This window comes from Uliginosibacterium sp. H1 (genome assembly GCF_036017065.1).
Taxonomy (GTDB): Bacteria; Pseudomonadota; Gammaproteobacteria; order Burkholderiales; family Rhodocyclaceae; genus Uliginosibacterium.
In genome coordinates this window covers 1136610-1158471 of record NZ_JAYXHR010000002.1, presented here as the reverse complement: position 1 = coordinate 1158471, position 21862 = coordinate 1136610, and the positions used below count along the sequence as shown (strand labels likewise).

General features: G+C 68.0%; 17 protein-coding genes. 10 read left to right on the top strand and 7 right to left on the bottom strand.

Features of this window, described 5'->3' with window-relative positions; all coding sequences use genetic code 11:
* Positions 1–72 precede the first annotated feature (72 nt).
* The 3 genes from VVD47_RS14820 to VVD47_RS14810 all read left to right on the top strand — a co-directional run bounded on the left by VVD47_RS14820 (position 73) and on the right by VVD47_RS14810 (position 3733).
* Positions 73–909, top strand: a complete 837-nt coding sequence (locus VVD47_RS14820; RefSeq protein WP_327604261.1) for a polyamine aminopropyltransferase — start codon at positions 73–75, stop codon at positions 907–909.
* Between the two features lie 69 nt (positions 910–978).
* Positions 979–3006: a BCCT family transporter gene (locus VVD47_RS14815; RefSeq protein ID WP_327604260.1), complete on the top strand. Its 2028-nt coding sequence runs from the start codon at positions 979–981 to the stop codon at positions 3004–3006.
* Between the two features lie 73 nt (positions 3007–3079).
* Positions 3080–3733, top strand: coding sequence for a dioxygenase family protein (locus tag VVD47_RS14810; RefSeq protein WP_327604259.1), 654 nt, complete (start codon positions 3080–3082; stop codon positions 3731–3733).
* A gap of 67 nt (positions 3734–3800) precedes the next feature.
* Here VVD47_RS14810 and VVD47_RS14805 read toward each other — a convergent pair whose 3' ends face one another.
* From VVD47_RS14805 to VVD47_RS14795, 3 genes are all read right to left on the bottom strand, one after another.
* Positions 3801–4151, bottom strand: a complete 351-nt coding sequence (locus VVD47_RS14805) for a DUF4124 domain-containing protein (RefSeq protein WP_327604258.1) — start codon at positions 4149–4151, stop codon at positions 3801–3803.
* A gap of 100 nt (positions 4152–4251) precedes the next feature.
* A complete protein-coding gene (locus VVD47_RS14800) occupies positions 4252–5433 on the bottom strand; it encodes an acetate/propionate family kinase (protein WP_327604257.1) in 1182 nt (393 codons plus the stop codon).
* A gap of 71 nt (positions 5434–5504) precedes the next feature.
* Positions 5505–6923 (bottom strand): bifunctional enoyl-CoA hydratase/phosphate acetyltransferase, encoded by a 1419-nt coding sequence (locus tag VVD47_RS14795; protein ID WP_327604256.1) that lies wholly within the window; start codon positions 6921–6923, stop codon positions 5505–5507.
* A 185-nt stretch (positions 6924–7108) separates the two neighbouring features.
* Between VVD47_RS14795 and glmU the strand changes: the two genes are divergently transcribed.
* Positions 7109–8491, top strand: coding sequence for a bifunctional UDP-N-acetylglucosamine diphosphorylase/glucosamine-1-phosphate N-acetyltransferase GlmU (gene glmU / locus VVD47_RS14790; RefSeq protein ID WP_327604255.1), 1383 nt, complete (start codon positions 7109–7111; stop codon positions 8489–8491).
* Positions 8492–8531: 40 nt separating this feature from the next.
* Here the strand turns inward: glmU and VVD47_RS14785 are convergent, their stop codons facing one another.
* Positions 8532–9023 (bottom strand): tetratricopeptide repeat protein, encoded by a 492-nt coding sequence (locus VVD47_RS14785; RefSeq protein ID WP_327604254.1) that lies wholly within the window; start codon positions 9021–9023, stop codon positions 8532–8534.
* 236 nt (positions 9024–9259) lie between these two features.
* Entirely contained in the window at positions 9260–10879 is a 1620-nt protein-coding gene (locus tag VVD47_RS14780) for an ABC-F family ATPase (RefSeq protein WP_327604253.1), read from the bottom strand.
* Positions 10880–11173: 294 nt separating this feature from the next.
* Here VVD47_RS14780 and VVD47_RS14775 point away from each other — a divergent pair, with 294 nt between their 5' ends.
* Positions 11174–12625: a sodium:solute symporter family protein gene (locus tag VVD47_RS14775; RefSeq protein WP_327604252.1), complete on the top strand. Its 1452-nt coding sequence runs from the start codon at positions 11174–11176 to the stop codon at positions 12623–12625.
* Positions 12597–13721, top strand: coding sequence for a VanZ family protein (locus VVD47_RS14770; protein WP_327604251.1), 1125 nt, complete (start codon positions 12597–12599; stop codon positions 13719–13721). The genes VVD47_RS14775 and VVD47_RS14770 overlap by 29 nt, the downstream gene beginning before the upstream one ends.
* 99 nt (positions 13722–13820) lie before the next feature.
* Here VVD47_RS14770 and VVD47_RS14765 read toward each other — a convergent pair whose 3' ends face one another.
* Complete coding sequence (locus VVD47_RS14765) at positions 13821–14813, bottom strand: TRAP transporter substrate-binding protein (RefSeq protein ID WP_327604250.1); 993 nt, start codon at positions 14811–14813, stop codon at positions 13821–13823.
* 318 nt (positions 14814–15131) lie between these two features.
* On the opposite strand from VVD47_RS14765, the gene VVD47_RS14760 reads away from it, so the two are divergent.
* Complete coding sequence (locus VVD47_RS14760) at positions 15132–17141, top strand: peptidase U32 family protein (protein WP_327604249.1); 2010 nt, start codon at positions 15132–15134, stop codon at positions 17139–17141.
* Between the two features lie 26 nt (positions 17142–17167).
* On the opposite strand, the gene VVD47_RS14755 is transcribed toward VVD47_RS14760, so the two are convergent.
* On the bottom strand, positions 17168–18244 hold the full coding sequence (locus VVD47_RS14755; protein WP_327604248.1) for a hypothetical protein: 1077 nt from the start codon (positions 18242–18244) through the stop codon (positions 17168–17170).
* A 244-nt stretch (positions 18245–18488) separates the two neighbouring features.
* On the opposite strand from VVD47_RS14755, the gene VVD47_RS14750 reads away from it, so the two are divergent.
* The 3 genes from VVD47_RS14750 to VVD47_RS14740 all read left to right on the top strand — a co-directional run bounded on the left by VVD47_RS14750 (position 18489) and on the right by VVD47_RS14740 (position 21570).
* Positions 18489–19013: a DUF2062 domain-containing protein gene (locus tag VVD47_RS14750; RefSeq protein ID WP_327604247.1), complete on the top strand. Its 525-nt coding sequence runs from the start codon at positions 18489–18491 to the stop codon at positions 19011–19013.
* Positions 19010–19849 carry a bifunctional hydroxymethylpyrimidine kinase/phosphomethylpyrimidine kinase gene (gene thiD / locus VVD47_RS14745; RefSeq protein WP_327604246.1) on the top strand — a complete coding sequence of 280 codons (840 nt, stop codon included), beginning with the start codon at positions 19010–19012 and terminating at the stop codon, positions 19847–19849. Before VVD47_RS14750 ends, thiD begins: the two co-directional genes overlap by 4 nt.
* Positions 19850–19956: 107 nt before the next feature.
* Complete coding sequence (locus VVD47_RS14740; RefSeq protein WP_327604245.1) at positions 19957–21570, top strand: hypothetical protein; 1614 nt, start codon at positions 19957–19959, stop codon at positions 21568–21570.
* Positions 21571–21862 lie beyond the last annotated feature (292 nt).

Sequence of the window (21862 nt, the reverse complement as noted above, 5' to 3'; positions counted from 1 at the left end):
GATTTCGGTAAGCCTTTCCGCCTGCGCAGAGCCCTGCCCTTTGGTGCAGCTTTCACGCCCGAGTTGTCAGACATGCACGAGCCTTTCATCTGGCTGGAGCTACCGCCCGGGGACGCTGTCAGGCAACGCCTGCGCGTCAGCACCTGCGTCGCCCAGGGGCGCAGCGCGCACCAGGCGTGGGAGGTCTGGGACAGCCCGGACCATGGCCGCCTGTACCGGCTGGACGGCCACGCGATGGCCGCCACCGCCGACGAGCACCGCTGCCACGAACCGCTGGTCCACATGCCCGGCCTCGCCCACCCGGCGCCTTGCGATGCGCTGGTACTGGGCGGTGGCGACGGCGCCTCGGCCCGCGAAATGCTGAAGTACCCGGGCCTGCAGACCGTCGTGGTGGCCGAGCTGGACGCAGCGGTGGTCGAGATGAGCCGTCGCTGGCTGCCGTCGCTGCCGGCCGGTGCCTTCGACGATCCACGCCTGCAACTGCGCATCGGTGATGCCCGCGACTACGTTGTCGATGCGCCCGCCGCCAGCGTCGATCTCGTCGTCTTCGACCTGACCGACCCGGAGGACAGCCCCGCCAGCGGGTTGTACGGCGCGGACTTCCTCGCCGCATGCAAGCGGCTGCTACGCGCTGGTGGCCTGCTCAGCCTGCACCTCGGCCATCCGGTCGCGCACGCACAGCGCATCGACACGCTGCTGGCGCGGTTGCAGGCAAGCTTCAGGATCGTGTGCCTCATCCATACGGACGTACCGCTGTACGGTGGCCCCTGGCTCATGGCCTGCGCCAGCGACGACACCGACCCGCTGGCCTGCACGCCCACGCAGATCCGGAGCCGGATCGCCGCCCTGCGCGCGCCCTTGCGCTGCATCGACGACGGGCGCTACCGGCAGACAATGACCCGCGCATAGACCATCATCAAGGCATGCCGGCAGCGGGCCGGCGACAATACGACCCGGCACGCATCAAGGAGACGCCAGATGTCCCAGCCCCCCGAGGCGCCACGCTGCACCTTCCGCCTGCCCGTGTTCCTGCCGGGCATCGTCATCGTCGGCGTGCTCAGCCTCCTGTGCGTGTGGTCGCCGCGACTCGCCGAGCAGTTGCTGGGCACGGCGCAGGCGTGGATCAGCAGCCACTTCGGCTGGTTCTACACGCTGTCGGTGGCCTGCTTCATCGGCGTGCTGCTGCTCATCGCCAGCAGCCGCTTCGGGCGCATCCGCCTCGGGCCCGATGACGCCAGGCCGGAATTCGGCATGCGGGCCTGGCTGGCCATGCTGTTCGCCGCCGGGATGGGCATCGGCCTGATGTACTTCGGCGTCGGTGAACCGATGCTGCACTACCTCGCCCCGCCGACGACGGATGCACGCAGCATGGCCAGCGCGCGCGAGGCGCTGGAGGTCACCTTCTTCCACTGGGGCCTGCATGCCTGGTCCATCTACGCGGTGGTGGGGCTGGTGCTGGCCTACTTCGGCTTCCGCTACAACCTGCCGCTGACGGTACGCTCCGGCCTGTACCCGCTGCTGCGCGAGCGCATCAACGGCCCCATCGGCCACACGGTGGATGTCTTCGCGCTGTGCTGCACGATCTTCGGCATCGCCACCACCCTGGGCTTCGGCGTCATGCAGCTGTCGGCCGGCCTGGAGGAGCTGCTGGGCTGGAACACGCGCACCCAGGCCTTCCAGCTCGGCCTGATCGCCGTCGTCATCAGCCTGGCCGGCATCTCGGCGGCCACCGGCGTGGCGCGCGGCGTGCGCATCCTCAGCGAGATCAACATCGGCGCGGCCATCCTGCTGATGTGCTTCGTGCTGGCCACCGGCCCCACCGTGCATCTGCTCAGCGCGTTCAGCGAGAACGTCGGCAACTACCTGTTCAACCTGGTGCCGATGACCTTCCGCACCTTCACCTACGCGCCCACGCACGAAGCCAGCTGGTTCGCCGACTGGACCCTGCTGTACTGGGCCTGGTGGATCTCCTGGTCGCCCTTCGTGGGCATGTTCATCGCGCGCATCTCGCGCGGGCGCACGGTGCGCGAATTCATCATCGGCGTGCTGCTGGTGCCCACCGCCTTCAACCTGCTGTGGATGACCGTGTTCGGCAACACCGCCATCTGGCTGGACATGGGCCCCGCGGGCGGAGCGCTGGGCACGGCCGCCGGCAACATCGACGGCCTGCTGTTCGCGTTCCTCGACTACCTGCCGCTGTCCGGCATCACTTCCGGGCTGGCGGTGCTGCTGATCAGCCTGTTCTTCATCACCTCCGCCGACTCCGGCTCGATGGTGGTGGACAACATCGCCAGCGGCGGCGATGAACGCTCGCCCGTCTGGCAACGGCTGTTCTGGGCAGCGGTGCTGGGCATCACGGCCGCCGCCCTGCTGGCGGCCGGCGGGCTGAAGGCCCTGCAGACGATGACCCTCATCGCGGCCCTGCCCTTCTGCGCCATCATGCTGTTGCTGTGCGTCGGCCTGTGGCGCGGCATGTCGGTCGACAGGCTGCATTTCTCGCAGGCGCTGGCGCCCGCCACCCAGTTCTGGCGCGGCGACATGTGGCTGCGTCGCCTGGACCAGATCCTTCACCAGCCCAAGGCCGAGGACGTGGCACGCTTCATCGCCGGCACCGTCCGTCCGGCGCTGGACAAGGTGGCCGCCGAGTTGCAGCGGCGCGGCGTCGCCGCCACGGTGACCGAGACGGCGGACGGCGCCGTACAGCTGGACGTGCCGCACGACACCTTGCGCAGCTTCGTCTACGGCGTGCGCTGCGCCACCCGCGCAGTGCCGGCCTTCGCCCTGCACGACGCCAGCCTGCCGGCGTCGTCGCGGCCACACACCTTCCTGCCCGAGACCTACTTTGCCGACGGTCGCCAGGGTTACGACGTGCAGTACCTGACGGAGCAGGAGATGCTGGCCGACGTGCTGCGCCAGTACGAACGCCACCTCAGCCTGGCGATGGACCCGCGCACCCACCTGTACGCCTCGGCGCCGGAGCATCAACCGGGCAACGGGCCGCAGTGAAACGCGGCGTGGCGGCGAACCAGCCGGCACGCCGCGCGTCCAAGCCGGCATCAACCCTCGCCGGAGCCGTGCCATGTCCCGCCGCGAAGTTCGTCGTCGTTTCCTTCATGCCGCTACGGCGATGTTCGCCGCTGCCCCGGTCGGCCTCCTGTGGGCCCAGCGCAAGCCGGCCTGCACGGCCACAAACTGCGCCACCGACTGCGGGCCGACCGGCGCTGCCACCGAGGGGCCTTTCTACGTGCGCAACGTGGCGGTGGCCACCGACATCAACACGCGCGGCGCGCGCGGCAAACCGATGCGGGTCAGCGGCGTGGTGCTGGGGGGTGCCGACGGCAGCACGCCGCTGGCGGGCGTCAAGGTGGAAATCTGGCACTGCGATGCGGGAGGCGACTACCACCCCAATGGCAACGGCGACGTCAGCCGCTACCGGCCGGCGGACATCAACCTGCGCGGCATCGGCACCACCGATGCGCAAGGCCGCTTCGCTTTCGACAGCATCGTGCCGGCCAACTACGGCAGCCGGCGCCGCCACATCCACTGGCGCTTCGAGGCCACGGGCCACAAGGCGGTGACGACGCAGAGCTACTGGCTGAACGAGAAGGGCAGCGCGCGTGACCTCGGCGACTTCACCGACCGCAACGCGGAGGCCTGCCGCTGGCTGGAATTCACGACCAATGCGCGTGGCGTGGAGGAAGGTTTCTTCGAGGTGAAACTGGCGCGGGCCTGAATACGGGAAGCCGGGAAGGGGCCGGGTGGCGTCCTGACGCGGGCGACTTCCTGCTTCGAGGGGCGTCCTACTTCGTCGCGCCTTCGATGGCGCGCTCAGTCGCCAGGTCGCGGATCGTCTTGCCGCCCGCCAGCGGGTCGGACGCAGCGGCCGGTGCCGCCGCCGGCAGCGGTCTGGGCACCGGTGGCGTCAGCACGCTGACCGTACCACCGCTGGCCCGCTCCGCCTTCACGCCCGGTGGCGGCTGGTTGCCATAGACGATGCCGCCCCTGGCATCGCGCCAGCGGTACATCGGGGTCGGCTCCGGTGCGGCGATCTGCCCGCGGATCTGCCGCCAGGTGTGCGCGGGATTCCAGTCGAGGAAGTACCAGGCCGAGCCGGCGGCGAGCAACAGGAAAAGGACGATGCGCGGAATCATGCGGCAGGAATATAGCTGAACACCCGCCACATACGCCGCCTGGCCGGTCACGCCACGGCCAGCTGGCGCGCCGGCCCCAGGGGAGCCGGCGCCTTGTTGCTCAGCCCAGCAGGCGTTGCGCGTGGTGGGCGATCATCCATTCCTCGTCGGTCGGAATCACCGCCAGCGCCACGCGGCTGTCGGACTTGTCGATGCGCAGGCGGCCGCGGGTGTTGTTCGCCTCCGCATCCATCGACACGCCGAAGAAGCCGAGGTGCGCGAGGATGCCGGCACGCACCGCCGGCGAGTTCTCGCCGATGCCGCCGGTGAACACGATGGCATCCAGGCCGCCCGCCGCGACGGCCAGCGAACCCAGCTCGCGCGCAGCGCGGTAGCAGAACAGCTCGATCGCTTCCTTCGCTTCCGGTGCGTCGCTCTCCTGCAGCGTGCGCATGTCCTGGCTGATGCCGGACACGCCGAGGAGGCCGGATTGCTTGTAGATCAGGTTGGTCAGCTCCTTGCTGCCCCAGCCACGCGTGTCCATCAGGTACAGCATGACGCCGGGATCGAGCAGGCCGGTGCGGGTGCCCATCATCAGGCCATCCACCGCGGTGAAGCCCATGCTGGAACCGACCGCCTTGCGTTCGCGCAGGGCGCACATCGAGGCGCCGTTGCCCAGGTGGGCCACCACCACCGCGCCGTCGGCACGCGGGCCGATCACGCCCGGCAACTGGCGGGCGATGTACTCATAGGACGAGCCGTGGAAGCCGTAGCGCTTCACGCCCTCGGCCGTGATTGCACGCGGAATCGCGAAGGTCTCGGCGATGGCCGGCTGCGTGCGGTGGAAGGCGGTGTCGAAGCAGGCCACCTGCGGCACGTCCGGCAGGCGACGCATCAGCGTGCGCATCGGGCGCAGGTTGTGCGGCTGGTGCAGCGGCGCCAGCGGCACCAGCTTCTCCAGTTCTTCGATGTTGCTGGCATCGATACGCAGCGGCGCGGCGAAGTTGGCGCCACCGTGGACGACGCGGTGGCCGACCGCGGCGAGCGTCAGCTTCTGTGCGTCCAGCCAGTCCAGCAGTGCGTCGAGACCGGCCTGGTGCTCGGCTTCCAGGTCGGGGCCTTTCGGCAGCTCCTGGTCGTGGCAGCGGTCGCCGGAGGCATCCTTCACGAAGAAGCGCGCATCCGCGCCGATGCCGTCCACCTGCCCGCGGAAGACGGCCTGCGCGCCTTCGGCCAGCGGCAGGTTATAGACGGCGAACTTGAGGCTGGAAGAGCCAGCGTTGACGATCAGCAGGGAAGACATGAGGAGCTCCGGAGGAGAGTGGTTCGTTGTTCGGGAATGTTGTTCGGAAGGCGTTCTTCAGGACGTGTCGTTCAGGCCTTGAAGCCGCCGGCATGCGCGGCGACCAGCCGCTTGACCACCGCGCAGGATGCGGACCGTGTCTCGGCGCGATCGGCGCGCGAAGTCAGCACGATGGGCACGCGGGCACCCAGTACGACGCCGGCGAGCAGCCCGCCGGCCAGGTATTCCAGCTGCTTGGCCAGCATGTTGCCGGACTCGAGATCCGGCACCACCAGCACGTCGGCCACGCCGGCGACCGGCGACACGATGCCCTTGGTGCGGGCGGCGAACGGCGACACGGCATTGTCGAAAGCCAGAGGACCGTCCAGCACGCCACCCTTGATCTGGCCGCGGTCGGCCATCTTGCACAGCGCGGCGGCTTCCAGCGTCGAGGGAATCTTGGGGTTCACGGTCTCCACCGCCGACAGGATCGCCACCTTGGGCAACTCGATGCCGATTGCATGAGCGAGATCGATCGCGTTCTGGACGATGGACACCTTGGCGTCGAGGTCCGGCTGGATGTTGATCGCGGCGTCCGTGATCAGCAGCGGGCGCGGATACCGCGGCACGTCGCACACGAACACGTGGCTGATGCGGCGCGCGGTGCGGATGCCGGTGGCGCGGTTGACCACCGCGCTCATCAGCTCGTCGGTGTGCAGGCTGCCCTTCATCAACGCCTGCACTTCGCCGTTGCGTGCCATCTCGACGGCGCGTTCGGCCGCTGCCACGCTGTGCTCGGTGTCGACCAGAGTGCAGCCGTTGAGGTCGGCACCCAGTTGCTCGGCCACCGCGCGGATCTTCGCCTCCGGCCCGACCAGCACCGGCACGATGAGGCCTTCCTGCAGTGCCAGCAGCGCACCCTTCAGCGATTCGATGTCGCAGGGGTGCGCCACCGCGGTGCGCACCGGCGCCATGCCGTCGGCCAGCGACAGCACCTGCTCGTAGCGGCGCTGCTTGTCGTTGATGGTGACTTCCGGCAGGGAGGAACGGGCGATGCTGAGCTTCTCGGTCGGCGCGGCGACCACGGCCTGGCCATCGACCACGACGGCACCTTCCTGGTTGCTCACCTCGCAGCCGATCAGCAGGTGCTTGCGCTCGGCGCGCTTCTCCAGGCAGACGAGGCGCACGGTCAGCGTGTCGCCCACCCGCACCGGCAGGTGGAAATTCAGCGCCTGGCTGACGTACAGCGTGCCAGGGCCGGGAAACTGCGTGCCCAGCAGGGCGGAGATCATCGCGCCGGACAGCATGCCGTGGGCCACCACCTCGCCCACCGCGCTGCTGCGCGCGTAGTTGTCGTCGATGTGTGACGGATTGGTGTCACCCGACACGAGCGCGAACAGCTCGATGTCCTGACGCTTCAGGGTGCGTACCAACGTGGCGCCCTCGCCGACCGCGATCTCGTCGAAGGTACGGTTCTCCAGGCGATCCAGTTCCGCGCTCGGGTCAGTCATGGGCTTGTCCTTGTTATGGGCACATCCTAACTATTGCACCGCAACACCTTTGTGACCAGCGTCAAATGCACCCGCCTTCGGGGCAGGCTGCCTGTGTCACGCATGCGGGCTAGAATGCGCGGCTCCGGGCACGGCCCCAGCCGTCAAGCCCTGGCTCTGCCCCAACTTCCGACGCCGAGATCCCCATGTCCGCCTCTCCCGCCCTCAATGTCATCGTACTGGCCGCCGGCCAGGGCAAGCGCATGCGTTCGCAACTGCCCAAGGTGCTGCAGCCGATTGCCGGCCAGCCGATGCTGCGTCACGTGCTGGACACCGCGCGCAGCCTGCAGCCGCGCAAGCTCTGCGTGGTGTTCGGCCACGGCGGCGAGCTGGTGCGCGCCGCCTTCGCCGGCGACGCCGACCTGTCCTGGGCGGAACAGGCCCAGCAACTGGGCACCGGCCATGCCGTCCAGCAGGCCATGCCGGAAGTGGGCGACGACGGCCTGGCGCTGATCCTCTACGGCGACGTGCCGCTGACCCGCGCCGCCACGCTGAGTGCGCTGGTCGCCGCGACCGAAGGCGGGCGCCGTGTCGCGCTGCTGACGGTGAACATGGCGAACCCTGCCGGCTACGGCCGCATCATCCGCAACGAGGCCGGTGCCGTGCTGCGCATCGTGGAAGAAAAGGACGCCACGCCGGAAGAGCGCCGCGTGCAGGAAGTGAACACCGGCATCCTGTGCGCGCCGGTGGCCCGCCTGCGGGGCTGGCTGGCCGCGCTCAAGAACAACAATGCCCAGGGCGAGTACTACCTGACCGATGTGATCGCCGCCGCGGTGGCGGACGACGTGGAAGTCATCGCCGCGCAACCGGCCGATGACTGGGAAACCTTCGGCGTGAACAACAAGGCGCACCTGGCGGAGCTGGAGCGCGTGCATCAGCGCAACCTCGCCGATGCGCAACTGGAGGCCGGCGTCACCCTGATCGACCCGGCGCGCTTCGACCAGCGCGGCGAACTGGTGTGTGGCCGCGACGTGGAGATCGACGTCGGCTGCGTGTTCGAGGGTCGCGTGGAAATCGGCGACAACGCGCGCATCGGCGCCCACTGCGTGCTGAAGAACGTGAAGATCGGTACCGGCGTGGAGGTGAAACCCTTCTGCCACCTGGAGGACGCCATCGTCGGTGCCGACAGCGTGCTGGGCCCCTACGCCCGCCTGCGCCCCGGCACCGTGCTGGCCGAGGACGTGCATATCGGCAACTTCGTGGAAGTGAAGAACAGCACCGTGGCCGCCCACTCCAAGGCCAACCACCTTGCCTACGTGGGCGATGCCGACGTGGGCAGCGGCGTGAACATCGGTGCCGGCGTGATCACCTGCAACTACGACGGCGCCAACAAGCACCGCACCACCATCGAGGACGACGCCTTCATCGGCTCCGACACGCAGCTGGTAGCGCCGGTGCGCGTCGGCAAGGGCGCCACCATCGGCGCCGGCACCACGCTGACCCGCGACGTGCCGGCCAACACCCTGACCATCTCGCGCGTGAAGCAGAGCTCGCTGGAAGGCTGGCAGCGGCCAGTGAAGAAGAAGTAGGTCCGCTGCGGCGACTGCGGTAGCCGCGCTGCGCGCCCGGCTACCAGTTGCTCATCGCCGAGGGCTTGCGGCCCGCCAGGTAGTTGCCGAGCGCCTGCTTGAGCGCCTCGTACTCCTTGCACTGCGCATTGCACAGGCGGGCAAGCGCCGCGAGGTGTTCTTCCGCCTTGTCGGGCTTGCTGGCCATCAGCCAGGCCTCGCCCACGTACTCGTGGGCGCCGCGATGGCCCGGGTCCGCCGCCAACGCCTTGTCATAGGCCTTGAAGGCGTCGTCCAGCTTGCCGGAGCGACGGCTGGCGTAGCCGATCCAGTTCCAGGCGTCCGCATTGCGCGGCTCGGCGCGCACCACGCGACCGAAGGCGTTGATCGCGCCGGGCCAGTCTTCCTTGTCGATGGCAGCGCGGCCGCGCGTGAAGTCCTCGCGGGCGGCGTTCGCCGCATTGGGCGGCGGATCGTCGCTGCCGATGCCCAGCACGGGCAGCGGCAGGAGCAGCGCGGCAGCGAGCAGGAGGGAGGGGGTGGTCTGCTTCATGGCGGGGCTCCTCGGCGTCGGGACTCTCAACATAGTCCGTGCGATCCGGGCCCGCCATGCCGGACGCATTTGAGCACTGTGCCAGCGCCAGAAGCGGCTACATCAGCGTCATCAATCGACCGCCGGAAGCCGCAACACGATGAAGCGAAGCGGTTCTGGCTAGGCGTGCCGCCGCAGACAGTACTTCAGTACGGCAAGGCGGCATAACGACGCCAGAATCATTGTGTTGCGGCTTCTTACTCGATGCCCTGGCTCGCCAGGTACTCCTCGTAACTACCGCGGTAGTCGACGATCTGGCCATCAGGCTTGATCTCGAGGATGCGGGTCGCCACCGAGGACACGAACTCGCGGTCGTGCGACACGAAGAACAGCGTGCCGTTGAATTCGGCCACGCCGGCGTTCAACGACTCGATGGACTCCATGTCCATGTGGTTGGTCGGCTCATCCATCAGCAGCACGTTCTTGCGCTGGAGCATCAGCTTGCCGAACAGCATGCGGCCCTGTTCGCCGCCGGAAATGACCTTGACCGACTTCTTCACGTCGTCGCCCTTGAACAGCAGGCGGCCCAGGGTGCCGCGGATCAGCGTCACCGCGTCGTCGCCTTCGTAGCCACCTTCGCGCACGTAGCCGCTGATCCAGTCGGTGAGGTTCTCGCCGCTGGCAAAGTCTTCGGCGTGGTCCTGCGCGTAGTAGCCGAGCTTGGCCTTCTCCGCCCACTTGATGCTGCCCTTCTGCGGCTGCAGTTCGCCGACCAGCAGTTTCAGCAGGGTGGTCTTGCCGGCGCCGTTCTCGCCGATGATGGCCACGCGGTCGCCCGCATCGATGCTCAGCGTCAGCTTGTTGATGATGGTGCGGCTGTCGTCGTAGCCGAAGCTGAGGTTCTCGATCTCCACGGCCTGGCGGTGCAGCTTCTCCTTCTCGTCGTAGTCGAAGCGGATCCACGGGTACTGGCGCGAGGACGGCTTGAATTCCTCGATCTTGATCTTCTCGATCTGCTTGGCGCGGCTGGTGGCCTGGCGGGCCTTGGACTTGTTGGCCGAGAAGCGGCGCACGAACTCCTGCAGCTCGGCGACCTTTTCCTTGGCGCGCGCGTTGTCGCGGGACTGCTGTTCGCGGGCCTGCTGGGCGGCTTCCATGTAGTCGTCCCAGTTACCGGGCCAGATCTGGATGCGGCCGTAGTCCAGGTCGGCCATGTGGGTGCACACCTGGTTCAGGAAGTGGCGGTCGTGGCTGATGATGATCATCGTGCTGTCACGCCCGTTCACCACGTTCTCCAGCCAGCGGATGGTGTTGATGTCGAGGTTGTTGGTCGGTTCGTCCAGCAGCAGGATGTCCGGGTTGGAGAACAGCGCCTGGCACAGCAGCACGCGCAGCTTCCAGCCCGGCGCGACTTCGCTCATCGGCCCGGTGTGCTGTTCGGTGGGAATGCCCACGCCCAGCAGCAGCTCGCCCGCGCGCGACTCGGCGGTGTAGCCGTCGTACTCGGCGAACTTGCCCTCCAGCTCGGCGGCGTGCATGTAGTCCTCTTCGGTCGCCTCCGGGTTGGCGTAGATGGCGTCCTTCTCTTTCATCGCCGCCCACATCTCGGCATGGCCCTGCATCACCACGTCGATGACGCGCTGGTCTTCAAATCCGAACTGGTCCTGGCGCAGGAAGGCCATGCGCTCGCCGGAATCCAGCGCGACGTTGCCGGCACTGGGCTCCAGCACGCCGGCGAGGATCTTCATGAAGGTGGACTTGCCGGCGCCGTTGGCACCGATCAGGCCGTAGCGGTTGCCGTCGCCGAACTTGATCGAGACGTTTTCGAACAGGGGCTTGGCCCCGAACTGCATGGTGATGTTGTTGGCGATAAGCATGACGACGAAGCCGCGCGTCGAGGCGCGGCGCAGTGGAAGCGGGGGGAGGCCGGCATTTTAGCGCCTGCGCCGGACATAGCCCAGCGCCACGCCAGCTTTTTCCTTGCTTCTCATGGGTTTAAGCCTCGTGCCGGGCACAGGCAAGGCATCACGCCCGGCGCATGGCCAGCGCCCGCCACTGCGGGGGGCCGACATATAATCGCGCGGGCTTAACTACACATGCCCCCACCCGCGGTCAGCGCCGGCCGTCGCTTCCCGTTCAACAACTCTGCTCTCCCTTAACGGAACTCGATCATGCTCATCTGGTTCGTCGTCGCGTATCTGCTGGTTTCGGTCGGCATCGGCCTGTTTGCCGCCACCCGGGTACACAACACCAAGGACTTCGCCGTGGCCGGCCGCAGCCTGCCCTGGCCGGTGGTGATGGCCACCGTGTTCGCCACCTGGTTCGGCGCGGAAGCCGTGTTCGGCGTGTCGGCGACCTTCGTGCAGGAGGGCCTGGGCGGCGTGGTGGCGGACCCCTTCGGCTCGTCGATGTGCCTGATCATCGCCGGCGTGCTGTTCTCGCGTTACCTCTACATGCTGAACATCATCACGCTGGGCGACTTCTACCGCATGCGCTACAGCCGCACGGTGGAGGTGCTCACCACCATCTGCATCGTGGTGTCCTACCTCGGCTGGGTGGCGGCGCAGATCAAGGCACTAGGCCTGATCTTCTACGTGGTGAGCAACGGCGCCGTGTCGCAGGAGACCGGCATGATCCTCGGCACCGCCATCGTGCTGACCTACACCATCTTCGGCGGCATGTTCTCGGTGGCCATCCTCGACTTCGTGCAGATGGCGGTGTCCATGGGTGGCCTGATGTTCATCGCCTACATCATGAGCGGCAAGACCGGCGGCACGATGAACGTCATCGACCACGCCGCCGCCGCGGGCAAGCTGCAGTTCTTCCCCAAGGGCGACGTGTGGACCTGGGTCGCCTTCTTCGGCGCCTGGGTCACCATGATGCTGGGTTCGATCCCGCAGCAGGACGTGTTCCAGCGCGTGACCTCCGCCAAGAGCCAGAAGGTCGCGCTGTGGGGCTCGGTGCTCGGCGCTTCCATCTACTTCTGCTTCACCTTCGTGCCGATGTTCATCGCCTACTCGGCCACGCTGATCGACCCGGTGCTGTTCGACAAGCTGCTGGCGGAAGACTCGCAACTGGTGCTGCCCACCCTGGTGCTGCAGCACACCCCGCTGTTCGCGCAGGTGCTGTTCTTCGGCGCGGTGCTCTCCGCCATCATGAGCTGCTCGTCGGCCACGCTGCTGGCGCCGTCGGTGACCTTCGCCGAGAACGTGGTGAAGGGCTTCGTGCCCAACATCAGCGACCGCAATTTCCTGTGGGTGATGCGCGCCAGCCTGGCGGGCTTCGCCGGCATGGTGCTGGTGGTGTCGCTGAGCACCGAGGCGTCCATCTTCGAGATGGTGGAGAACGCCTACAAGGTGACCCTGGCCGGCGCCTTCATCCCGCTGGTGTGCGGCATCCTGTGGAAGCGCGCCACCAACCAGGGCGCGCTGGCGGCGATCTTCGGCGGCCTGCTGTCGTGGATCCTCATCGAGCTCCTGATCGGCGAGGAAAGCCCGGTGCCGCCGCAACTGATCGGCCTGGCCATCAGCGCCATCGGCATGGTGCTGGGCTCGCTGCTGCCGCAATGGATTCGCCACTCGCCCGGCCATTCCGGTGTCCATCCGCACGCCCACCACCATTGAGTCCTACCGCGCCGGGGCGGGCATGAGCGAACGCCACGCCCCGCAGCGCCTGCCGCAAGTGCTGGCGCTGGCCTATGCGCTGCTGACGGCCTACGCCTGCCTGCACCCGCTCAGCGGCTGGCGCAACAGCGGCGTGGGGCCGTTCGATTTCCTCATGGCGCAGGTGCCGCCGTACTTCACGAAGCGCGACCTGGTGTTCAACGTGCTGGGCTTCCTGCCGCTGGGCTTCACGGCGGCGGCGGCGCTGCGCACGTCGCTGAAGGCGGGCTGGACGGTGCTTGCGGTCAGCCTGCTGTGCGTGCTGCTGAGCCTGACCGTCGAAACCCTGCAGAACTACCTGCCCGGCCGCATTTCTTCGAACCTGGACCTGGCGATGAACAGCCTGGGCGGTTTCATCGGCGCACTGGCGGGCACGCACTGGCACACCGTGTTCGACCGCCGCGGCGCGCTGCACCGCTGGCGGGTGCGGCGGGTGCTGCCCGGCCATGCCGGCGAACTGGGCCTGCTGCTGCTCGGGCTCTGGTGGCTGGCCCAGCTGTGGCCCGGCGGCATGCTGTTCTCCAGCGGCGACCTGCGTGCCCTGTTCGAGCTTCCGGGGCCGATGAGCTTCTCGGCACGACGCTACATCGCGCTGGAAACCGCCGTGGTGGCCTCCAACCTGCTGGCCGTCGGGCTGATCGCACGCCGCTGCCAGCGTGGCCTGGGCGTGGCCTCGCTGCTGTTCCTGCTGCTGGCGGGCCTGCTGGTGGCCACCCTGGCCACCACCCTGTTCGTGGCGCCGAACGACCCCTTGCGCTGGGCCAGCCCGGGTGCGCAGCAAGGCCTGCTGGTCGGCGCGCTGCTGCTGGCGGCGGCGCTGCGCCTGCCGTCCTGGCTGCAGTTCCCGCTGGCCTGCATGGCGCTGCTGTCCGCCACCGCGCTGGTGAACATGGCGCCGCAGAACCCCTTCGTGCTGCACATCTCGCAGGCCATGCTGTCGGGCCACTCGCTGAACTTCCTCGGCCTCACCGAGTGGGTGGCGCGCCTGTGGCCCTTCCTGGCGCTGGCCTGGCTCACCGTGTTCACCACCGTGCCGGCCCGGGCCGACAGGGCCTGAATCCCGAGAAGGCCGGAGCACCGGCGCACGTGCACGAAAAAAGGCCGGCGCAATCGCCGGCCTTCTTCATCGCGGAACCACTGCGATACCTGCCGGTGCTTACTCGTCCAGCACCTTCTTCCAGGTCGTCACCGTCCACTTGGTGGCGAACAGGTTGTTGATGGCCGGCTCGGCAGCGGTACGGATGGCCGCGGCGTCCGGCGTCACCACCGTCATGCCGGCAGCCTGGAGCTGCGACAGGAGGGTCGACTCGCGTTGCTGGATGGTGCGGGTGCCCCACTGCGCGGCCTTCTTCAGTGCTGCGCGGACCTTGCTCTGATCGCTCTTCGACAGTTCGTTGCGGAAGAAACAGGCGTTGGCCATCTGCATGCCGAAACCGACCAGGTGGTTGGTCAGGGTCAGGTGGCTCTGCACTTCGTAGAGCTTCAGCGACTGGATCTGGGTCAGGTCACCTTCGGAGGCTTCGGCCGTACCGTTCTGCAGCGCGGCGTAGATGCCGGTCAGCGGCACCTGCACCGGGGCCACGCCCAGCGAAGACCACACGGCGATCCAGTCCGGCGTCGGCGGCAGGCGCAGCTTCAGGCCGGCGAAGTCAGCCGGGGTGTTGATCGGCTTGTTGGAGGTGAACTGGCGGAAGCCGCGATACACCGGGTCGAAGGCCACGTACTTGCCGTTGGTTTCCAGGATCTTCACCAGCTTGTCGCCCAGCTTGCCTTCCCACACTTCCTGCAGGTGGTGGAAGTCGCGGATCACGTAGGGGCCGTTGAAGAAGAAGTACTCCGGCGCGTAATCCTGGATCGGCTGGCCGCCGGTGAGCATGATGTCGCCGACGCGCTCGGCCGGGTTGCAGCTCTGCATCGCCGGGTTGATGGTCTGCTCGTTGAGCACACCGGTCTGCACCGTCACGGTGATGTGCTTGGCGCGCTTCTCCAGCTCCTGCTTGAACTGCAGGGCGGTGTCGGCAAGGATGTGGCCGGTCGCGAAGGGCGTCACCACGCGCACCGTGACCGGTGCGGGATTGCCAGCCTGGGCGACGCTGGTGCCGAAGGCGGCGGCCAGGGTCAGGGCAAGTGCCTTGATCTGTCGTTTCATGAGTTAGTCCTTATATGTTGTTTCCGGGGTAGGGTCCGACGAGTACTGCCGCGGTGACAGGAAGCGGACATGAGTTTTCCCTTCAGGGGGTCTTCCATGCCGGTTCTGCCAGTCAGAACCGCGCGGTCATCATAGAGAGCGGATGCTTGCGGGATACCCGCAACAAGTCACGCTTGTCGGCCGGCAGACGGCCTTTGCCCTTTAGTCTGGTGTTGGCTTTCCTGACAGGTAAATGACAGCGGGCGGCGGACCCCGGTTGGCGGTACACTCCGCGGCGCTTCATCCCTGATTTACCTGAGTTTTTCCCAGAGTTTCCCCATGAGTCTTGCCGCCCACCAACTCGAACTCCTGTCCCCCGCCCGCAGCGCCGAGATCGGCCGCGAAGCCGTGCTGCACGGTGCGGACGCGGTCTACATCGGCGGCCCCGCCTTCGGCGCGCGCACCAACGCCGAGAACACGGTGAGCGAGATCGCCGGGCTGGTGGAGTTCGCCCACCGCTACGGCAGCCGCATCATGGTGACGCTCAACACCATCCTGCATGACAGCGAGCTGGACGCCGCGCGCCGCCTGGTGCGGGAGTACTACGACGCCGGCGTGGACGCGCTGATCGTGCAGGACATGGCGCTGCTGGAGATGGACCTGCCGCCGATCCAGCTGCATGCCTCCACGCAATGCGACATCCGCACCGTGGAGAAGGCGAAGTTCCTCAGCCAGGTGGGCTTCTCGCAGATCGTGCTGGCGCGCGAGCTCACGCTGGACAAGATCCGCGCGATCCACGACGCCATCGATCCGGCCATCGCGCTGGAGTTCTTCATCCACGGCGCCCTGTGCGTGGCCTTCTCGGGCAACTGCTACATCAGCCACGCCCACTCCGGCCGCAGTGCCAACCGCGGCAGCTGCTCGCAGGACTGCCGCCTGCCCTACACGCTGGAAGATGCCCAGGGGCGTGTCGTCGCCTATGACAAGCACCTGCTGTCGATGAAGGACAACGACCAGAGCGCCAACCTGCGCGCGCTGGTGGATGCCGGCATCCGCAGCTTCAAGATCGAGGGCCGCTACAAGGACATGAGCTACGTGAAGAACATCACCGCTCATTACCGCCTGCTGCTCGACGAGATCCTCAACGAACGCCCCGAACTGGCGAAGTCCTCGCACGGGGCGAGCGTCTTCGGCTTCACGCCGGAGACCGACAAGACCTTCAACCGCAGCGCCACCGATTACTTCGTCACCGGCCGCAAGATCGACATCGGCGCCTTCGACGCACCGACCCACGTCGGCCTGCCGCTGGGCACGGTGACGAAGATCGGCCCCGACTGGTTCGAGCTGGCTGCCATCGAGCCGCTGGCCAACAGCGATGGCCTGACCTACATGAACAAGCGCGAGGTGCGCGGCATGCAGGCCAACGTGGTGAAGAAGCTCGGCACGCGACAGGACGAGGACCACGCCGGCAATCGCATCGAACTGGGCGTCTGGCGTGTCGAGCCCAACCAGGCGATGAAGGAACTGGCCGGCCTGCGCGTCGGCACCGCCATCTCTCGCAACCGCGACCATGCCTGGGAACAGGCGCTGCTGAAGAAGTCCTCCGAGCGCCGCATCGCGGTGGACCTGCTGTTCGCCGAGACCAGCGACGGCTTTTCGCTGACGCTGACCGACGAGACCGGGGCCTGCGCCTACGTGGCGATCGATCACGACAAGCAGCCTGCCCAGCAGGCTGAACGCGCGGAGAGCGGCCTGCGCGACAACCTGGCGAAGCTGGGTACGACGATCTTCAGCGCACGGGAGATCGATGTGGTGTGGGCACAGCCTTCACAGCCCCTCTTCCTGCCGGCCTCGGCGGTGAACACCCTGAGGCGCGATGGCGTCGCAGCGCTGGAAGCGGAGCGCCTGGCGCGCCTGCCGCGATGGACGCGCACGCCGGCCGTCCAGCCGCCGGTGGCCTATCCGGAAACGTCGCTGAGCTATCTCGCCAACGTCTACAACGATGCCGCCCGCGCCTTCTACACGAAGCATGGCGTCGGCCTGATCGACGCGGCCTACGAGGCGCACGAGGAAGACGGCGAGGTGTCGGTGATGGTCACCAAGCACTGCCTGCGCTTCAGCTTCAACCTGTGTCCCAAGCAGGCCAAGGGGGTGCAGGGCGTTCAGGGCCAGGTGCGGGCCGAGCCGATGACGCTGATCAACGGCAACGAGCGCATGACGTTGCGCTTCGACTGCAAGCCCTGCGAGATGCATGTGGTCAGCAAGATGAAGAAGCACATCTTCAACAGCCCGCCGCCCAGCACGGTGGAGTCCCCGCTCACCTTCCACCGCGTGCGGCCGACGCACTGAGGCGGTACGACCGGCATCGACCGGGCTCAGGCGGTCCAGCCCAGCCGTGTGGCCAGCGCATCCAGCGCGCGGTGGTAGGCCGTGTTGAAGACGTGCTCGGTCTCGATGAAGTAATCGAAGTAGTCCCGCTTGCCGACAAACTGCAGCAGCTCCACCTGGATGTGCCGGTAGCCGCTGTCCGGCGACAGGTGGCCACTGCGCACCATGCGGTTGATCAGCTCGATGCGTGACAGCTGCATGCTGTACGAGCTGTTCATGCCGATCTCGGTCTCCATGTCGCGCTGCTCGAAGTAGTTGGCCGGCATCTCGCCGATCCAGCGCGAGTTCTGCGGCCGCACGATCCACATCACGTCCGGCTTGTGCGGCACGCGCAGGTCGCACAGTTCGTTGAGGATGAACTGGCGGTGGTAGGCGCCGTCGATCAGGTTGAGGTCGAAGTAGGTGCGCTCGTAGCCGTAGCTGTACAGGTGCAGCGCGGCCTCGACGCCCTCGGCGGAGATCGGCATGTACAGCCGGGTCGGCGTCTGGGTCTGCCAGCCCACGCCCAGTTGCTCGCGCGCCGCCTCGTTGATGAACAGCACTTCCTGGCCGGTGGGTGGGCAGAAGGCGTTGAACATCACCGCAATGTCGGTTTCGGCCAGCGTCGCCGCGATCTGCTCGAAGTAGGCCGGCTCGCGGGTCGGCACATGGGTCTGCGCCGGCAGCAGGCGGTCGGCCCATTGCTTGGGCTCGGAGAACGGCGACAGGAAGGACCAGCGCTCCCAGTACTCCTGCATCGCGGGGCGAAACACGCCGGGCAGGCCCTTGGCGAGCATCCACTGGTTGCCGAAGGGGGCATGCTCGGGCGCCTTGGGCATCTCGGCGAGGTGGTCGCGCAGCTTGTGGCGCAGGTCCAGCCCGTCGAGATAGTGGGCGGTCCACACGATCATGCCGGAGGTGCAGGAAATGGCCGCCGGCCGTATGCGCAACTGCTGGGCCGCCGACAGGAAACCGGCGCCGAAGGCGTTGCCGCCCCCCAGCCCGCCCAGCGCGAAGGCGATCTTCAGGTCACTGCGCCCGCCTGCCGGCACGACCGCCGGCAGCCTTCCATCCGATGCACCCATGCTGCTGCTCCTGACCGCGGACCGTCGCACAACCGTGCCGTCCGCATCGGGGTTAACCTTTACACCCGATTGTTGCAGTGCGTCAATTGCCGGAATTGCGATTATCGATAAACGCAACGTCCAGCCGCCCGGCGGGGTTCCGGCGCGGTGCGGACACCGTCGCCCCGCAGAGCGGCGCGGACTGGCATCATCCGGGTCTGCTTCCGCCTTTCCCACAGGCTTGCCCACAGGTTTGCCCACATCCATGTTCAGGATTTCCCCGCTGCGCCTGCTGCGTTCCCGCCCCCTGCGGCCCCATGCCCGCCGCCTGCTCGACCGCAACCTGTGGCGCGCCACGCCGCACGCCATCGGCACCGGCCTCGGCGTGGGCTTCTTCTTCGGCATCCTCATCCCGTTCGCGCAGACCCTGTTCGCCGTGGTGGGCGCGGTCTTCCTGCGCGGCAACCTGCTGGCCGCGGCCGGCGGCACCTTCGTGACCAATCCCTTCACCACCGCCCCCGTGTATTACGGCGCGTGGCGGCTCGGCCAGGCCATCACGTCCTGGCTGCCCGGCAAGGTGGTGGCGGAGGCCGAACAACTCGCCGAGGAAACCAGCGAGGTCGCCCAGGGGCTGCTGTCCCGCCTCGGCGACGTCGGCATCGAACTGATCATCGGCGTACTGGTACTGGCGCCGGTGGCCGGCCTGCTCGGCTATGCCGCGGGCTGGGCCGGCACCCGCATGTGGCGGCAGTTGCGTCCCGCCGTCGCCAGCGGAGGCCCGGCGGCATGAGCACGGCCCGTAGCATCCCCAACGTCCTGAGCATCGCCGGCATCGACCCCAGCGGCGGCGCCGGCATCTACGCCGACCTCAAGGCCTTTTCCGCGCTGGGCGCCTACGGCTGCGGCGTGGTGGCCGCGCTCACCGCGCAGAACACCCAGGCCGTCACCGGCGTGCACACCCCGCCGCTGGACTTCCTACGCCTGCAGATCGACACGCTGTTCGCCGACGTGCGCATCGACGCCACCAAGATCGGCATGCTGGCCAGCGCCGAGGTGGTGGCCACGGTGGCCGACCGGCTGATCCACTTCGGCGCGCAGAACATCGTGCTGGACCCGGTGATGGTCGCCAAGAGCGGCGACCACCTGCTGGCGAAGAGCGCGGTGGCGATGCTGAAGGAAGCGCTGATCCCGCGCGCCCTGCTGATCACCCCCAACCTGCCCGAGGCCGGCGTGCTGCTGAACGAGCGCCCGCCCGAGACCCTGCGCGAGATGTTCCGCGTCGCCGAACGCCTGCGCGCGCTGATGCCGACGCGCGACGGCCACTGGGTGCTGCTGAAGGGCGGCCACCTGCCGGGCAGCGAGGTCATCGACCTGCTGTTCGACGGCGACCGCATGATCGAGCTGGCCGGCCCGCGCATCGACACGAAGAACACCCACGGCACCGGCTGCACGCTGTCGGCCGCCATCGCCGCCCTGCTGCCGCAGCGGGCCGGCGACGTGCTGCCGGTGGAGTCCGCCGTGCGCAGCGCACGCGACTACCTGCAGGGCGCCTTGCGCAACGCCGACCAGTTGCAGGTCGGCAGTGGCCACGGCCCGGTGCATCACTTCCACGCCGCCTGGCGCTAGTGCGACCACCGCGCCTGGCTGCAACGCCCGTCCCCGTGGGCACGCACCACCCCTTGTGACAGCCGCCGCACTACAGTAGCCACCATTCCCCCACACAAGGGCATGGCATGAGCGAAACCCAGACCCTGCCGGGCCAGATCGTCTTCACCCTGGTTTTCGCCGCCGTGCTGGCCTACCCGCTGGCGCGCCTGCTGCTGTGGCGCTACGTACGCGCGGTCGAGGCGGCGATGCGCAGCACGGCACCACTGCAGCCAGCCAGCCCTGCCGCAGCGCCCGCAGGCGCAGGCAGCTCCCCCGCGGCAGCGCCTTCTGCCCCGCCACTGCTCCCGGCGATGATGCAGCGCCCCTGGCGCGCCGCCGCCGCACAGGCCATCGTCGCCTGCGTGCTGGCGCTCTGGTTCGCCTGGCTGTACCTGCGTGCCGACGCCATCGCGGTCAGCCCCTCGCGCCTGCTGATGCTGGGCATCACGCACCTGTGGCCGGGCATCCTCGCGGTGCTGCTGGTGGCCGGCATCACACGGCGCCAGCGCGTGCGGGTGCTGGCCGGCGGCAGCGCGTTGTACCTCGTCCTGGGTGTCCTGCTGAGCACGCAGCCACTGCTGCCCGCACTGGTCGACGCGCTGCGCCTGTGGCTGATCGTGAACCTGCTGCCCACGCTCTACCTCGCCGCCTTCCTGACCCGCCGCGTGCGCAGCGTGGGGCCACCGGTGCTGCTGGTGTGCCTGCTGACGGTGAGTGGTGCGGTCGCGCTGCTCGCCGTCCTCGCCGTCAACGAAGCCTGGTTGCACGCTATCGGCGGCCTGCTGTTCACACTGGGCCTGGGTGCGCTGGGCGGGCTCGCCGTCATGGCCCTGACGGGTGCCGCACTGGCGGCAGCCGTCGGCGTGTGGCTGCTGCATGCCATCGCGCGGGGCTACGCGGCACGCCGCATCGGCGACCAGGGCCTGATGCTGGCGGCATTGTGGCTGGTGTTCACGCTGAGCTACAGCGTGAACCTGCTGTTCGCCGGCGGCGGCTGGTTCGTGCTGGGACTGCTCGCCTTCCCGGTCTGGCTGCTGCTGTCGCGACTGGTGAATGCGCTGCTGCTGCACGACGACACCGGCCCGGCGCACGCATTGCTGCTGCTGCGCGTGTTCGCCCGCAAGGGGAACGCTCCCGCGCTGTTCCACGCCCTGAGCCGGCACTGGCGCCATGTGGGGCCGATCCGCATGATCGCCGGCTACGACCTCGCCACCGAGAGCGTCGAGCCTGACGAACTGATGGCCTTCCTGCGCGGCCGTCTTGCGGACAGTTTCGTGACCGGGCCGGACGTCGTGGACCGCCGCCTGGGCGACGCCCCGCCACGCCGCGACGCGGACGTACGCTTCCGCGCGGAGGAGTTCTTCTGCTTCGATGACACCTGGCGCTACACGCTGCAACGGCTGGTCGCCACCAGCGCGGTGGTGCTGATGGACCTGCGCGGCTTCGGCCCGCAGAACCGCGGCTGCGTGTTCGAACTGGCGGCGCTGGCGGAGTACGCCGCGCTGCCACGCACGGTGCTGCTGCATGACGCCAGCACCGACATGGCGAGCCTTCGTGCCGAGACGACGGCACTGGGCATCGCGGCGGACGCATTGCCACTGCTGGCGCTCAGTGGGGACGAAGCGCGCGACCTGCCAGCCTTGGTCGCTGCAACCGCAAAGGCTGCGCAGTCTTCCGCGCCGTCCTCCGGTCAACGGTGAATGCTCCGCAACCGCTCTCGCTACTCAGGGCGCGCGCAGAAATGAAAAGGCGCCTTGCGGCGCCCCTCCATGCAACATCGCAGTGCCTCAGCTGCGCATCAACGCGGCAGGACGCTGCTGCCCATCAGGAAAGCATCGACCTCGCGCGCAGCCTGACGGCCTTCGCCCAAGCGGGCCGGTCGGCCCGCGTGCCCCACACTCGCCCACCTGGGTGGGCGATCCGCGTGCGACTTAACAGGGAAGGACGCTCGATCCCATCAAGAAGGCGTCGACCTCACGAGCGGCCTGACGG

Excerpts from the sequence above, each read along its gene's own strand:
- VVD47_RS14820 (WP_327604261.1), top strand. The coding sequence starts at position 73 with ATGCACGAGCCTTTCATCTGGCTGGAGCTACCGCCCGGGGACGCTGTC.
- VVD47_RS14815 (WP_327604260.1), top strand. The coding sequence starts at position 979 with ATGTCCCAGCCCCCCGAGGCGCCACGCTGCACCTTCCGCCTGCCCGTG.
- VVD47_RS14810 (WP_327604259.1), top strand. The coding sequence starts at position 3,080 with ATGTCCCGCCGCGAAGTTCGTCGTCGTTTCCTTCATGCCGCTACGGCG.
- VVD47_RS14805 (WP_327604258.1), bottom strand. The coding sequence starts at position 4,151 with ATGATTCCGCGCATCGTCCTTTTCCTGTTGCTCGCCGCCGGCTCGGCC.
- VVD47_RS14800 (WP_327604257.1), bottom strand. The coding sequence starts at position 5,433 with ATGTCTTCCCTGCTGATCGTCAACGCTGGCTCTTCCAGCCTCAAGTTC.
- VVD47_RS14795 (WP_327604256.1), bottom strand. The coding sequence starts at position 6,923 with ATGACTGACCCGAGCGCGGAACTGGATCGCCTGGAGAACCGTACCTTC.
- glmU (WP_327604255.1), top strand. The coding sequence starts at position 7,109 with ATGTCCGCCTCTCCCGCCCTCAATGTCATCGTACTGGCCGCCGGCCAG.
- VVD47_RS14785 (WP_327604254.1), bottom strand. The coding sequence starts at position 9,023 with ATGAAGCAGACCACCCCCTCCCTCCTGCTCGCTGCCGCGCTGCTCCTG.
- VVD47_RS14780 (WP_327604253.1), bottom strand. The coding sequence starts at position 10,879 with ATGCTTATCGCCAACAACATCACCATGCAGTTCGGGGCCAAGCCCCTG.
- VVD47_RS14775 (WP_327604252.1), top strand. The coding sequence starts at position 11,174 with ATGCTCATCTGGTTCGTCGTCGCGTATCTGCTGGTTTCGGTCGGCATC.
- VVD47_RS14765 (WP_327604250.1), bottom strand. The coding sequence starts at position 14,813 with ATGAAACGACAGATCAAGGCACTTGCCCTGACCCTGGCCGCCGCCTTC.
- VVD47_RS14760 (WP_327604249.1), top strand. The coding sequence starts at position 15,132 with ATGAGTCTTGCCGCCCACCAACTCGAACTCCTGTCCCCCGCCCGCAGC.
- VVD47_RS14755 (WP_327604248.1), bottom strand. The coding sequence starts at position 18,244 with ATGGGTGCATCGGATGGAAGGCTGCCGGCGGTCGTGCCGGCAGGCGGG.
- VVD47_RS14750 (WP_327604247.1), top strand. The coding sequence starts at position 18,489 with ATGTTCAGGATTTCCCCGCTGCGCCTGCTGCGTTCCCGCCCCCTGCGG.
- thiD (WP_327604246.1), top strand. The coding sequence starts at position 19,010 with ATGAGCACGGCCCGTAGCATCCCCAACGTCCTGAGCATCGCCGGCATC.
- VVD47_RS14740 (WP_327604245.1), top strand. The coding sequence starts at position 19,957 with ATGAGCGAAACCCAGACCCTGCCGGGCCAGATCGTCTTCACCCTGGTT.